This is a genomic window from Streptomyces purpurogeneiscleroticus (assembly GCF_020024005.1).
GTDB classification, from domain to species: Bacteria; Actinomycetota; Actinomycetes; order Streptomycetales; family Streptomycetaceae; genus Streptomyces; species Streptomyces purpurogeneiscleroticus.
Genome location: NZ_NHSG01000098.1, coordinates 1 through 13,571, shown reverse-complemented (window position 1 = coordinate 13,571; position 13,571 = coordinate 1). Strand labels below are relative to the sequence as shown.

At 72.7% G+C, this 13,571-nt stretch carries 13 protein-coding genes; 2 read left to right on the top strand and 11 right to left on the bottom strand.

From position 1 onward, the window contains the following. Window positions 1–29 precede the first annotated feature (29 nt). Window positions 30–1,334: a DUF5005 domain-containing protein gene (locus CCS38_RS03805; protein WP_223731753.1), complete on the top strand. Its 1,305-nt coding sequence runs from the start codon at window positions 30–32 to the stop codon at window positions 1,332–1,334. 16 nt (window positions 1,335–1,350) lie between these two features. On the opposite strand, the gene CCS38_RS03800 is transcribed toward CCS38_RS03805, so the two are convergent. The 11 genes from CCS38_RS03800 to CCS38_RS03750 form a co-directional block, all read right to left on the bottom strand. Next, window positions 1,351–2,976, bottom strand: coding sequence for a GMC family oxidoreductase (locus CCS38_RS03800; protein ID WP_223731752.1), 1,626 nt, complete (start codon window positions 2,974–2,976; stop codon window positions 1,351–1,353). A 128-nt stretch (window positions 2,977–3,104) separates the two neighbouring features. Then, window positions 3,105–3,758, bottom strand: coding sequence for a hypothetical protein (locus CCS38_RS03795; protein WP_223731751.1), 654 nt, complete (start codon window positions 3,756–3,758; stop codon window positions 3,105–3,107). Further along, window positions 3,755–5,236 carry an ATP-binding protein gene (locus tag CCS38_RS03790; RefSeq protein WP_223731768.1) on the bottom strand — a complete coding sequence of 494 codons (1,482 nt, stop codon included), beginning with the start codon at window positions 5,234–5,236 and terminating at the stop codon, window positions 3,755–3,757. Before CCS38_RS03790 ends, CCS38_RS03795 begins: the two co-directional genes overlap by 4 nt. Before the next feature lie 104 nt (window positions 5,237–5,340). Beyond that, the gene (locus CCS38_RS03785) at window positions 5,341–6,048 is read right to left on the bottom strand and encodes a response regulator (RefSeq protein WP_223731750.1); all 708 of its coding nucleotides are present in this window, start codon (window positions 6,046–6,048) and stop codon (window positions 5,341–5,343) included. 114 nt (window positions 6,049–6,162) lie between these two features. Continuing rightward, window positions 6,163–6,573: a spore wall synthesis regulator SsgD gene (gene ssgD / locus CCS38_RS03780; protein WP_223731749.1), complete on the bottom strand. Its 411-nt coding sequence runs from the start codon at window positions 6,571–6,573 to the stop codon at window positions 6,163–6,165. 456 nt (window positions 6,574–7,029) lie between these two features. Then, window positions 7,030–7,443: a spore wall synthesis regulator SsgD gene (gene ssgD, locus CCS38_RS03775; protein ID WP_223731748.1), complete on the bottom strand. Its 414-nt coding sequence runs from the start codon at window positions 7,441–7,443 to the stop codon at window positions 7,030–7,032. A gap of 333 nt (window positions 7,444–7,776) precedes the next feature. Continuing rightward, window positions 7,777–8,022, bottom strand: coding sequence for a DUF2630 family protein (locus tag CCS38_RS03770; RefSeq protein WP_223731747.1), 246 nt, complete (start codon window positions 8,020–8,022; stop codon window positions 7,777–7,779). 138 nt (window positions 8,023–8,160) lie between these two features. Continuing rightward, entirely contained in the window at window positions 8,161–8,667 is a 507-nt protein-coding gene (locus CCS38_RS03765; protein ID WP_223731746.1) for a MarR family winged helix-turn-helix transcriptional regulator, read from the bottom strand. Between the two features lie 245 nt (window positions 8,668–8,912). Then, on the bottom strand, window positions 8,913–10,793 hold the full coding sequence (locus CCS38_RS03760) for an FUSC family protein (protein WP_223731745.1): 1,881 nt from the start codon (window positions 10,791–10,793) through the stop codon (window positions 8,913–8,915). Window positions 10,794–11,023: 230 nt separating this feature from the next. Further along, entirely contained in the window at window positions 11,024–11,344 is a 321-nt protein-coding gene (locus CCS38_RS03755; RefSeq protein ID WP_223731744.1) for a hypothetical protein, read from the bottom strand. Between the two features lie 581 nt (window positions 11,345–11,925). Next, window positions 11,926–12,528 (bottom strand): TetR/AcrR family transcriptional regulator, encoded by a 603-nt coding sequence (locus CCS38_RS03750; protein WP_223731743.1) that lies wholly within the window; start codon window positions 12,526–12,528, stop codon window positions 11,926–11,928. A 246-nt stretch (window positions 12,529–12,774) separates the two neighbouring features. Between CCS38_RS03750 and CCS38_RS03745 the strand changes: the two genes are divergently transcribed. After that, window positions 12,775–13,563, top strand: a complete 789-nt coding sequence (locus CCS38_RS03745) for an SDR family oxidoreductase (protein WP_223731742.1) — start codon at window positions 12,775–12,777, stop codon at window positions 13,561–13,563. The last annotated feature ends 8 nt before the right edge of the window (window positions 13,564–13,571 follow it).

Sequence of the window (13,571 nt, the reverse complement as noted above, 5' to 3'; positions counted from 1 at the left end):
CGGGCGCCCCGGCGCGGCATGATCGGGGCATGAGCCGTCCCGTCGGCCGGGTGTCCCGGCGCACCGCCGTCCTGGCGGCGCTGTTCCTCGCGACCGTCGTGACCGCCGTACTCGGCACCGTCCCCACCGGCGAGAACGCCGCCCCCTGCGCCGCCAGGGAGATCGCCTCCTGGGCCCCCGAACCCCGCTTCACGAACGCCTTCGCCCGGTACGGCAACGACAACTCCCGGCTGGACGACTGGACCGGCGGCGACGGCACTCACTCCGTACGGCTGCCGGGCGGCCGCGTCCTGTGGCTCTTCTCCGACACCTTCCTCGACCGGATCCAGAGTCCGCCCAACCCGAAAGGGCAGCCGCACTTCTGGCGGCGGAAGGCCGACGGCGGCGGCCCGCCCGGCCTGCTCCGCAACTCCCTCGTCGTCGCGGATCCGTCGGGGCGCCCGTACCGGACCCTGGTCCGCCGCACGCCGGACGGGCCCGTCGGCTACTTCCCCGACCCGTCGCGTGCACACGGGCCGGCGGGGGCGTGGCGCTGGCCCGTGGCCGCGCGCGTGGAACCCCGTACACCCGGATCATCCGAACGGGTACTCCGCGTCCTGCTGTGGAACCGCGCCCCGGGAACGGGCCCCTGGCTCTTCGGCGAACCCCGCAGCACCGAGGTCGCCACCCTCTCCCTGCCCCGGCTGCGCCTGGAACGCGTCACCACGGTCGCCGACCGCACGACCGTGCCCGACCCCGGAGCCCGCGTGCTCTACGGGACGGCGGCCGTACCGGAGGGGCGCTACACCTACGTGTACGGCGGCGACGCCCCCACCGGCCGCCCGGCGGCCCAGGCGTACCTCGCCCGGGTCCCCGCCGGCCGGCTCGCCGAAGCCCGCGCCTGGCGCTACTGGGACGGCACCGGCTGGCGCGCCGACGCAGGGCGGGCCGTCCCCGTGCTGCGCGGCGAAGGCCGGCGCGGCGTCGGCAGCGCTTACACCGTCGTCCGGGACGGCGGTACCTGGGTGCTGTTCACCATGGACGCGGCGGGCGGCGGCGGCCGCGGCCTGGCCACCTTCACCAGCTACTGGTCCTGCACCGCACACGGCCCCTGGCACGGCCCGAACGGGGCGGTCACCCCGCCCCGGCCGCCCGACCCGGCGGACTCCGACGAGCGCACCGCGGTCTACAACCCGCAGGCGCACCCGGAGTTCACCGGCCGGCCCGGCCTGCTGCTCAGCTACGACGTCAACACCCTCGGCCCGCCCGGCACCCCGGCCGCCGGCGCGGTCAATGACGACGTGACGCTGTACCGGCCGCGGTTCCTGCGGATCCGTATGAGCGGACCTGAGTGAGCGTCAGCTGCCGTCGTCAGCTGCCGTCCCCGTACCGGATCAGATCGGCGGCACGCTCGGCGATCATCACGGTCGGGGCGTTGGTGTGCCCCCGGGTGATGTTCGGCATGACCGAAGCGTCCACCACCCGCAGGCCCTCGACGCCGCGGACCCGCAGCGCCGGGTCGGTCACCGCGTCGTGGCCCGTGCCCATCCGGCAGGTGCCCACCGGGTGGTACAGCGTCTCCGCCAGCGCCCGCACCGTCTTCTCGATGTCGGTGTCGTCCGTGTGCTCCCGCCACGGCGGCAGTGCCGCGCCGACGTGCGGTCGCAGCGCAGGCGTACCGAACAGCTGCTCGGCGAAGCGCACCCCCGCGACCATGCGCTGCAGGTCGGCCGGCGCGCTCAGGTACGCGGGCTCGATGCACGGCGGCGCGGCTGGATCGGCGTCGCTCAGCGTGATCCGGCCGTGGCTCTCCGGCTGCAGCAGGATGACCCCGATGGTCACGCCGTGCTGGGCGGGTGGTGTGAGCCCGTGGCCGACGAACGGCACCGGCGCGAAGATCAGCTCCAGGTCCGGCGCCGCCACCTCGGGCACACTGCGCACGAACGCCACGGCCTCGCCGACGTTCGAGGTCAGCGGGCCGCGCCGGGCCAGCAGATAACGCGCGATATTGGCGGGCGTATCGGCGCCGGTGAGCGTGACCGGGTGCTGCGCGTACCGTAGTACGGGCACGGAGAGGTGGTCCTGCAAGTGCTGCCCGACGCCCGGCAGCTCGGCCACCGGCGCGATCCCCAGCGCCTTGAGGTCCCCGGCGTCCCCGATGCCCGAGCGCAGCAGCAGCTGCGGGGAGCCGATCGCGCCCGCGCTCAGCAGCACCTCGCGCCGGGCCCGCAGCACGCCGCCCGCCAGCTCCACGCCGCACGCCCGGTCCCCGTCGAAGAGCACCCGGCGCGCCTCTCCGTCCGTCAGCACCGTGAGGTTGGCGCGCCGCAGCGCGGGCCGCAGATAGCCGTCCGCCGTGCTCCAGCGCCGCCCGCGCCGCTGCGAGAGCGGGGTCGCCGCACAGCCGCTGTGATCGGGGGCGTTGAGCTCGGGCAGCAGCGGCAGGCCGGATTCCGTACAGGCGTCGAGGAAGGCGGTGGAGAGCGGGTGCAGATCGCGGGCCGGGGAGATCCACAGGGGGCCGGCCGAGCCGTGCACCGGCTCCTTCCGCGCCTCGCCGCCCGAGGGCGGCCCGGCCCATCGCTCGGCCCGCCGGAAGTAGCGTACGACCTGGTCGTACGACCACTCCTCGCCCGCCGTCGCCGCCCAGGCGTCGTAGTCGTCACGGTGACCACGCACCCACATCATCGCGTTGAGCGAGGACGATCCGCCGAGGGTACGGCCGCGCGGCCAGTACAGCGCCCGGCCGTCCAGCGCCTCCTGCGCGGTGGTGGTGAAGTCCCAGTCGTACGCCGTCTTGAACAGCTTCGGGAAGGCCGCGGGGATGCGGACCTCCTGCTTGCGGTCGGGGCCGCCCGCCTCGACCAGCGCGACCCGCACCGTCGGGTCCTCGGAGAGCCGGGCGGCGAGCACACAGCCCGCGGAGCCCGCTCCGACGACGATGTAGTCGTACGTTCCCGAAGCCGCGTTCCCGCGCGCCGCTGACCGCAATACCATCCGCAACTCCCTTGCCCTGTCGGCATGGTGACCGGAGTGATCGCCGACAGCAGCGTAGAGGAAGGGGCGCCGGACGGTCAGGGTGCGGGGAGCTGGGCCGGGTCAGGAGTGCGGGATGCTGGCTGGGGTCAGGAGCGCGGGGCCGCGGACGGTGTGCCATCCGGGGCCGCCGTGGGGGCGGCACTCGGCGGCGCGGACCGCGGCGTGATGTACGGGTACGCGTTGTTGCCGCCGCAGACCAGCGGGCCGACCTCCACGTCCTTGCCGCGCACGGTCACCGGCACGTCCTCGGGCGGCCGGTCGCCGGGCACCTGCCCGTTGGCCGCCGTGCACACCAGCTGGCTGAGCGCGGGCTGGTCCAGCTTCTCCGGGTCGGCCGGCATGGTCACCGTGAGGCGCCCCTCGCGCGAGGTGACCGTGACCCGGCCGCGCAGATCCGGCAGCGCGGTCGTCAGGCCCCGCTGCCGCTCGGCGGCGTTCGGGCCGGTCAGCAGCAGGTCGACGGCGCGCTGCGGGGTGGCCGGGCGGTCCGCTGAGCGGGCGGCGGACCGCAGCCCGGTGGAGGCGAGGAAGAACAGCTGCACGTCGGCGGGGGCCTGCCCGTCCGACTTCAGCCCCGTTGCCGGCTCCCCGGCGTCGATCACATCGCTCGGCTCGATACCACAGCCGGCCAGGGGGCCGACGAGCAGCGCGGCGAGGGCGACGGCGGCCGCGGCTCTCGGGCGCCCGCGCGCGCCGCGTACCGTGCGCCCGTCCACGCTCCTTCTCACGCGCTCTCTCACGCCTCCTCCTCGCCCGACCGCAGCGGCAGCCCGATCGTGAAGACCGCGCCGCCGTCCGGGGAGTTGGCAGCGCGCAGGGTGCCACCGTGCAGCCGTACGTTCTCCATGGCGATCGCCAGCCCCAGGCCGCTGCCCTCGGAGCGGGCCCGGGCCGAGTCCGCCTTGTAGAAGCGGTCGAAGACGTGCGGCAGCACCTCCGGGTCGATGCCCGGCCCGTTGTCCGCCACCTCGATCTCCAGCCGGCCGTCCTCCGGGGCGCGCAGCCGTACCGCGACGGGCTCGCCCCCGTGGTGCAGCGCGTTGCCGACCAGGTTGGCGATCACCACGTCCAGCCGGCGCGGGTCCAGCCGGGCCCGCACGTCCGCCGCGAGATCGGTCGTCACCCGGTCCTGCCACGCCCTGGCCTGCAGCGTCTTGCGGATCGCCTCGGCGACGTCCACGTCGTACACATGGAGCGCCGCGGCACCCGCGTCGAACCGCGACACCTCCATCAGGTCCTCCACCATGCGGGCCAGTTTGCCGGTCTCCTGGCTGATCAGCCGCACCGCCGACGCGGTGTCCGGGTCCAGCTCCCCGGCCTCCGCGTCCTCGTCCAGCACGTCCGTGACCGCGCTCATCGCGGCGAGCGGCGTGCGCAGCTCGTGCGAGACGTCCGCCGCGAACCGCCGCGAGTTGGACTCCAGCCGGCGCAGCTCGGCGACGTTCTCCTCCAGGTGCGCCGCCATGTCGTTGAACGTACGGGACAGCTCGGCCAGTTCGTCCCCGCCCTTGACCTCCAGCCGGGTGTCCAGCTTGCCCTCGGCGAGCCGCCCGGCCGCCTGCCGCAGCTTGCGGACCGGCCGCAGCACGCCGCGGGCCGCGAACAGCGCCGGTACGAGGGCCAGCGCCAGTACCGGCAGCGCGCCCCGCTGCGCGGCGCTCACCAGTTCCTCGACGTTGGCCTCCTCGGCGCGCAGCGGCACCCGGGCGTACACGGACAGCCTGGACGGGGCGTGATCGTGCGCCCGGGTGACCGGCATACCGATCAGCAGCCATGGCTCGCCGTCGCGCTCGACCCGCTGGAACGCCGGTACGTGCCGCTCCTCCACGGACTTCCGCAGCGCGTCCGGTACCGCCACGTTCGCGTCCGATCCCTCGCTCGGTACGCCTTCGTAGTCCGCCTCGACGTCCCAGTCCCGGGCCTTGCCGGACCGGTCCAGCTGCCGTGCGAACTCCTCCAGATCGGCCCGACTGGGCGGCACGGGCAGGTCGGGCGCGAGCGAATTGATCTGGGCCCGCAGATCGTTGATGGCGGTGTCCTGCGAGCGCTCCAGGATGGCGTTGCGGGCCTCGCGGTATGTGAGCGCGGCAGTCGTCAGCGCACTCACGGCCGCGACCAGCAGGAAGGCCACGACGAGCCGGGCCCGCAGGCCACGCAGCAACTGCCGCAGCCGGGTCCGGCGGGTCTCCGCGGCCGGCGCGACCGGGGCGACCGGCACGTCCGGCACGTCCGTTCCCGGTCCCTTTTCCGTGCCGATCTCCGCTCGCGTTCCCGACTCCGCTCCCGCTTTCGGTCCCGGTCCCGCTCCCGCTTCCGGTCCCGTCACAGCGGGCCGAAGCGGTAGCCGAAGCCGCGGACCGTCTGGACGTACCGCGGGCTGCGCGGGGTGTCCTCGATCTTCGTCCGCAGCCGCATCACACACGCGTCCACCAGCCGCGCGTCCCCGTGGTAGCTGTGCTCCCACACGTGCTCCAGGAGCTGCTGACGGCTGAACACCTGCCCCGGCGCGGCCGACAGGAACAGCAGCAGCTTCATCTCCGACGGCGCCAGCGCCAGGTCCTGACCGTTCTTGGCCACCACCAGCCCGGCCCGGTCCACGACCAGTTCGCCGTGCGCCTCCACCGGCACCGGGCCCGGCTCGTGCGGCCCGGCATCACCCAGCGCGGGCGGCGCCGTCCGCCGCAGCACCGCCCGGATACGGGCCTCCAGCACCTCGCCCCGGGCGGGCTTCACGATGTAGTCGTCCGCGCCCGCCTCCAGGCCGAGCACCACATCGAGGTCGTCGCCGCGCGCCGTGAGCATGATGATCGGCAGCTGCCGGTCGGCCCGGATGCGGCGGCACACCTCGAAGCCGTCCTTGCCCGGCAGCATCAGGTCCAGCAGCACGATGTCCGGCCGGAAGGCCGGCAGCGTGGTCAGCCCCTCCTCGCCGCTGGCCGCGGCCGCCACCTCGTGGCCGCGCCGCCGCAGCGCGAGAGAGACCCCGTGCCGAACGGCGGCGTCGTCCTCGATGAGCAGTACTCGTGGCATGTGACCAGTATCGATATGTTTCTTGACGGGTCGGTAACAGGGGCAGCCGACGGGGCCCGTGGGCCCCTTTCGGCTCTCTCAGCCCTCTCGGCTCGCTCGGTCTTCCCGGCTCTCTCAGCTTTCGCCGCCGAGGAGCTGCGCGAGGCCGCCGTCCACGTCGAGCTGCTCCTCCCCGGCGGGCACCGCCTCGTACGCGCGCGCCAGGAAGAGCCGGATGTCCGCAGAGCTCATCTGGACCATCGCGACGCCGTCCGCCACGTGCAGCTCCAGTACGGTCCGGTCGTCGCCGAGCGGCCGCACCCGTACGTCACCGGTGCCGGCCGCCCCGCGCAGGCCCTGGGAGAGAAGCTCCCGCGCGAACGTCCACTCCACCGCGGCGCCGTCCAGCGAGATCTCCGGCGGAAAGGACATCCGCACGGCCAGCGGGTCGGCCGGGTGGTAGTGCAGGGTGGCGGGCACCGGACGCGAACCCGGCGCGGTCGCGATCAGACGGACCTGCACGGCTTGGTCGATGGCGCTCTGCATCGCGGCTGCTCCCTTACGGCTGTCGGGTCGTGAATGGTGGCCGGGTGTGCACACGGCTCACTCTGCTAGACGCAGTGCCCGGGTGAGCCGTGCATGTGACAGGGGTGTGATCTATGTCATGTCAGGTGTGAACCGTGTCATCTGGGGGAGGCGCCCACATTCGGCCCCCTCCCGGTCTGCTGTTGTCAGATACGGAATATCAGGTGCTCCTGGCGGGTACGCACCCGGGTCCCGCCTTTCACGCCCGGACCTCGTCCTTCACGTCCGGATTCCGCCTTTCCTGGCCGGGTTCCGCCCCTGCGCATCCATGATCCAATCCACCTCTGCGCGTCCGTGATCCACCTCTGCGCGTCCGCGGTCCGTCTCTGCGCGTCCGCGGTCTGTCTCCACGTGTCCGGGGTGCCGCTAAAAAACCGCGTATCCGGGTACCGCCTCTGCGCATCCGGAGAGCCGTCTTTACGCCTCGCGCAGCAGTGCCGCGAGGTCGGCGTCCACGTCCAGCAAGCGGGGTTCGGCGCCGCGCGGCACCACGAGGTAGGCACTCGCCAGGAAGCGCCGGAGATCGGCGGAGGCGAACCGCACCATCGCCATGCCGTCGGCCGCGTGGAACTCGAGCATCGTGTGGCGCGGGCCGCACGGCCAGGCGTGTACGTCGCCCTCCCCGGCCGGCCCCAGCAGCCCCGCCGCCAGCAGATCGCGGCCGAACGTCCAGCGGACCTCCGCGCCGTCCAGGGAGGCCGCGGCCGGGAAGATCGCCTGTACGGCGAACGGATCGGTGCTCTTGTAGCGCAGACGGGCGAGGACGGCGCGCGACTGCGGTGCCGTCGCGATGAGGCCGGCCTGAACAGCGTGGTCGATGATGTCCGGCATCGTCGGCTCCCTGGTGTCTGTCCGGTGCGGTTCCTTGCCTGTACGACATCTATGACGGCCGCATCGTTACGGCAGTGCACCGGATTTCCGCGTGAGCTGCGTCACGGCCCCCGAGGGAAGCGGACAACCGCTCCTCACGCCGACCCCGCCCCGCTTCCCCGGGGCAGCGGCCGGGAGCAGGACGCGTGTGCTCTCCGACGGCTTCCGTACGCACCCCGGCGCCCGGGACGACCGCCGGATACGCCGAACGTACCGGCCGCCGTGGCCGGACATGCGTACGCCACTCCGGAGCGGGCTCGGGCCGGGCTCCGGGGCCGGGCTCTTGTGCCGGTCCTACGACCGGTACTGCTCCACCTGGGACGACGGGCGGACGGCCGCCTCGTCCGGGTTCTGCCCGAACTCGCTCTTGGCGCGCCGCTGCCGCAGCAGGTCCCAGCACTGGTTGAGCTGGCGTTCCAGCGCCGCCAGCTGCGTACGCTCCTCGTCACCGCCCGTCTCCTCGGTGGCGATGCGCTCGCGCAGCGCCTTCTCGGTCTCCACCATCGCCGCAATACGGGAGAGGATCTCCTGCTGGTCCATGGGTCACTCCTCACTACCGGACAAGCCCCTGGGCCTTCACGGCTCACTGTAGGAAGCGGCGCACCCGGCCGCGATTCGGCGCGGCGAGACTTTGCCGTGGCGGCCGGGCCGGGCGCCACGGCGGCCCGAGGGGCGCGCTCAGGTGCGCGGGGCGCCCAGCCGTCCTTCGAGGTGCAGCAACAGGTCGGAGAGGGCCGCGGAGAGGTTCCCCAGCTCCTCGCCGGACAGCCCGGACAGCAGGCTGGACTCGAACGAGAGCTGATCGGGCAGCAGCCGGTCGATCAGCTCGCGGCCCTCGTCGGTGAGGCTGAGGTGGGCGACCCGGCGGTCGCGCGCGTCGGCGCGCCGGGCGACCAGGCCGCGCTCCTCCAGCAGCCGCAGCCGCTTGGTGACGGCGGCGCCCGACGCGAACGTCTCCCGCGCGAGCTGCCCCGGCGTCAGCTCGCGTCCGGTCCGCCGCAACGTGCCGAGCAGATCGAATTCCGCTCGGGTCAGCCCCTCCTGTACGAGCGGAGCGTCCACCGCCTGCTGGAGCAGCGCGGAGCAGCGGTTGAGCCGTCCGATCACGGCCATCGGCCCGGTGTCGAGACCGGGATGCACCTGCTGCCACTGCCGCAGCACCCCTGCGACGATGTCCTCGGCCACGCTCAGCTCTCCTTCGTCCGCCGTTCTTTCGCGCCCATTCTGCCCACGGGGCGCGTACCCGTGTCTCACGCCGGGGCCGCAGGCCCGGTACTGCTGCGCGTCCGCTGGGCTACTAGGGCACGAGGCCACTGGGGCAGCACTGGGCCACCAGCAGGACATTGAGGCGCCAGGACACTGGGCACTGGGTTATTGGGCTACTGGGCTACTGGGCTACTGGGGCACTGGGCTACCGGGGTACTGGGTCCCTACGCCGCCAGCGTTGGTGCGGTGAGGCGCCGGACGAGGCGGGCGAGGGTGCGATGGCCGTCGCGCTCGGTGAGGGCGACGCGCTCGGCGGGCAGGGCGCGCTGCCACCACTCGCCGGAGGCGACCTCGACGGCCTCGCGCAGTTCGACCAGCGCCGCGGCGAGCCGGTCGCGGGCCCACCCCGCCTCGTATGCCGTTTCGTATACCGCCTCGTGGTCGTCCGGCAGATCCGCGTCGAGCACCGCGACCGCCGCTTCGCGGGCCGCGACGACACGGGCCACCGCGGCCTCGATACGGTCGGTGGCGCGCCGGTTGGTCACCAGTACGCAGCAGATCAGGCCGATGACCGCGCCGACCACCGTGTCCACCCACCGGTCGCGCACGAGGACGCCCGCGGGCATCGCGTTGCCGAAGGAGGTGAGCAGCAGTGCCATCGGGGTGACGCAGACCGAGCCGAGCCAGTAGTTGCGGGGGATCCACGCCTCCGCGCCGACCTGGAAGAGGAGTATCAGCAGCACCATCGCCAGGTGACCGGTGTGGATCACCGGCAGCAGCGCGGTGAAGAGCAGCAGTCCGAGGAGATTGCCCAGAGCGCGCTGAAGGGCGCGCTGCCAGGAGAGCGTGGTGTTGGCCTGGAAGACCGAGGCCGCGGTGACCACCGCCCAGTACGGGTGCTCGGAGCCGATGGCCATGGAGGCCCAGCCCGCGAGCGTACAGCCGATCATGACGCGCACCCCGACCGGCAGCAGCGGCGAACCGGGCCGCAGCTGCTCCAGCACGGGCCGGAAGCCGCGCAGGTGGCGCAGATGGTCGGGGGAGGGGCGACGCAGATCGGCCGCGCCGCCGTCCTGTCCGGAGCCGAAGTCGGTGCCGGAGCCGGAGCCGGAGCCGAAGTCGGTGCCGGCACCGGTACGGGCCATTGCCTCCTGGCCCCTCCCGGCCATTGCCGCCTGGTCGGCAGCGATGCCCGCCAGTTCCGCCGTCTGCCCGGCGTCCAGCGCGACCTCGGGGAGCGGCCGGCCGCGGCGCAGGTCCTGAGCCCAGGCGTCGAAGCGCGCGGCGTCCGCGGAGCGGGCACCGGCGGCCGGTTCGGCCAGGGCGGACTCGGCGTGGATGAGCAGGCGCTCCAGGCGGGCCCTGGCGTTGTACTTGGCGGCGCTGCGGGCCGGTACGAGGAACAGCGTCTGCCATGCGGCGTTGACCGCGGCCGCGGTGGCGTGGCGGGGACCGGCGGCGTCGGGCGCGGCACGCAGCAGCCCTGCCGCGGCCTCCAGTGCCCGCGCCGTGGCGATCCGCTGCGGCCCCTCCGGCCGTACGAGCCAGGGCGCCATGCACACCAGCCACGCGACGGCGCCGCCCACGACGGCGAGCAGCAGATGGAAGGGGATCAGGCCAGGCTGCTGCGGCACGAAGAAGGCCGAGGCCGAGATGAACGTGATGATGAGGTTGCCGGGCGGTCCGATACGGGTCGCGTCGCACATCATCTTGTGCACCGCCGCCAGCGCCGAGGCGATCAGTACGAGCAGCAAGGTGTTGCCGACGAAGGCGGAGCTGACCAGGCCGACGGCGAGGCTGGCGATCATGGAAAGGATCACCCAGGCGACGGTCCGCGCACGCGCGGCGTACGGCTTGTTGTGCCCGTAGAGCGCGCACATCGCACCGGCCGAGGTGTAAAGGACCAGGTCCATCCGGTCCAGGGCGAGCAGCGCCAGGTCGGGCACGGCAATGGCGACGGCCGCACTGAACGCGGGCTTGTGCCAGTGCCGCGCCTCCATTGGCCGGCGCAGCCGCACAGTGCTCTTGACCGGCAGCGGCCGCGCCCGAATGACTCCCTCGGTGTCCTTTTGTCTCGGTCGTGACGGTCCAGCATGCTTGCCCATACTTAAAGATTAGCAGGTGTTTTACTAGTGAAGAATTAGGCCGTGGGTGAGGGCCGGTTCGAGGGGTGTTCGAGGGGCGTTCGAGGGCTGGTTTGAGGGCCGGTCTGAGGGGCCGGAGAGGGGCGGGCGGCCGGCGGGTGCGCCACCGCGGGCTGCCTGCCCGCCGGCCCCGCCGGCCGGCCGTTACCTACCGTGAGTCGTCACCTGAGTCGTCAAGTGAGTCGTCATCATCAACAGGGACGGTTCTTGACGTACAGCGCCCGTGGATCGCGGTCCGTCCCGTAGCGCACGTTCTTCGTCGCGCCCTTCTTCAGCCGACCGCGCGTATCGGGGCGCATCGGTACGACGACGGTGTAGCAGGCGGTCCGCTTGCCGCACAGGTTCGTCAGCCGGACGTACCGCTTGTGCTTCTTCGTGAAGTACTTGACGACCTTGACGCACTGCGGCGTCCGATGGTGCCCGGACGCGGCGGCGGCCGGCTCCGCCGACGCTATGCCCAGCGTCCCGCTCAGCGCGGCGGCAGCGATGACTGCAGCCAGAAATCTACGCATGGGTCCCCCCGTGATCGGTCCACTTGACTATCGCATTTTCCGCGAGCCGGACAAGGGGCACCCCACCCGCACAGGGGAGCACGCTGCGGTGCAGGGGGCACGCCGGGCGCCCGGCACGGGGCACGCCCCCGAGAACGCTCCACCCGTGCCACGTCCACCAATCCCCAGCAGCTCCCCGCGCTGCGACCGGCCACGGACCGGCTGGGACACCACCGCCTACCGACCGCCGATCACCCGGAGCGTTGTCCGTTACTGCCCATTGATCGGCCTTGGGGGCGCCGTTGGTACTGGTCGCGGGTCAGCTCCGGTGGTGGGTAGGCAACCGGTCGTAGGTCCGTACCGGTCGTGGATCGGCGAGATCGTCGTGAACCGGTGGTCGTCGATCGGGCGGGGCGTCGTCGCCTGCCGGTCGCCGCTCGTTACAGATGGCCGATCGGTTACACGTGGTTGACCCGTTACAGGCGGTTGCCCCGCTATAGGTGATTGATCCGCTGTAGACAGTCGATCGGTTGCAGGTGGTTGATCGACTGCAGACGGCCGGTCCGCTGCAGACGGCCGGTCCGCTACAGACGGTCGATCCGCTACAGGTGGTCGATCCGGAGATATCGCAACGCCCGAGCGGTCAGCGCCATGACGTCCTCCGTCCCGTCTCCCCGTGCCCAGTACTCCATCGCCACCGTGATCGCATCGATCAGTACCGCGGCCAGCAGTCGGGTCTCCATGCTGTCGGGATCGCCGCCGGTACGCGGCGCAAGCACCGGTGTCAGCCGGTCCTGCAGCTCCCGTCCGGCCGCCAGCCAGCGCGTACGGAGTGCCGGTACCGAGCCCATCACCCGGAGCAGCCGCCGCGCCCGGTCCGCATCCGCCAGGCGGCGCAGGGACACCGAGTCGGCGAACGCCGCCTCGACGGCCTTGCTCAGCGGCTCATCGGCAGGCCGCGTCGCCAGCTCGTCGGCGAGGCCGCTGACGCTCGACGTGAAGACCGGCGTGAGCGCGTCCTCCTTCGCCGGGCAGTACCGGTAAAACGTACGCAGCGAGATACCGGCCGCCCCCGCGATGTGCTCGACCGTCGTCGCCTCGTAGCCACGCTCGGAGAACAACTCCGCCGCCGCCTCGGCAATCGCCATCCGGGTCGCCTGACGCCGCCCTTCGTCGATCGACGGCCGCCCTCGTGCCGCTGCCATACGCGTCGCCCCTCTCCCGCCCGCTCCCCGCCGTCCCGCACTCCGGCACCACCTCCCGGAACCTCGTCACCCTGCCACAGCCCTCGCACCACCCCCGCCATCCACAGCACCGCAGCCCGCAGTACTCACGGCACCTGCACCCCTTCACTCTCCCCCTCTCCGTCTTATTGGCACGTCATGCCATTTAATCTAAGTTGGTCACTCCACTCGCCCGAGCCGGCGGCGCCGGCAGCGAAGGAGCCACGAATGCCCCCTTCCTCGCGCACTTACCTCGTCACCGGAGCGGCATCAGGCATCGGCGAGGCCACCGCGGCCCGCCTCCGCGCGGAGGGCCACACCGTCATCGGCGCCGACCGGACCACCGAGGCGCCCGGCGTCTCGATAGCGGCCGACCTCGCCACGGAAGAGGGCCGCGCCGAACTGGCCGCCCGCGCCCGGGAACTCACCGCCGGCCGGCTCGACGCCGTCATCGCCTGTGCCGGCCTCGCGCACTTCACGCCCGACACCATCAAGGTCAACTACTTCGGCGCGGTCGCCACCCTGGAACGCCTCCGCCCGCTGCTCGCCACCGGCACCGACCCGCGCGCGGCCGTCGTCGCCTCCGTCGCCGCCGTACATCCCTCCGACCCGGCCATCGTTGACGCCGCGCTGGCCGGCGACGAGGCGGCGACGACCGCGGCGGCGCAGAGCGCCATCGACCGGGGCGAGGGGCACCTCCTCTACGGCTCGTCCAAGGCGGCCATCGCTCGCTGGGTACGGCGCACCGCGGTCACTCCCGACTGGGCGGGCGCCGGTATCCCCCTGAACGCCATCGGCCCCGGTACCGTCCTGACCCCGATGACCGAAGGCATGCTCGCCGACCCCGCCACGCGCCGGCTCGTCGACACCGCGGTCCCGATGCCGCTCAACGGCTACGCCCGCCCCGAACAGATCGCCCCGCTCCTGACCTGGCTCACCTCCCCCGAAAACACCCACATGACCGGCCAACTCCTCTTCATAGACGGCGGCGCCGAAGCCCTCCTCCGCCCCGCGTGACACCCACA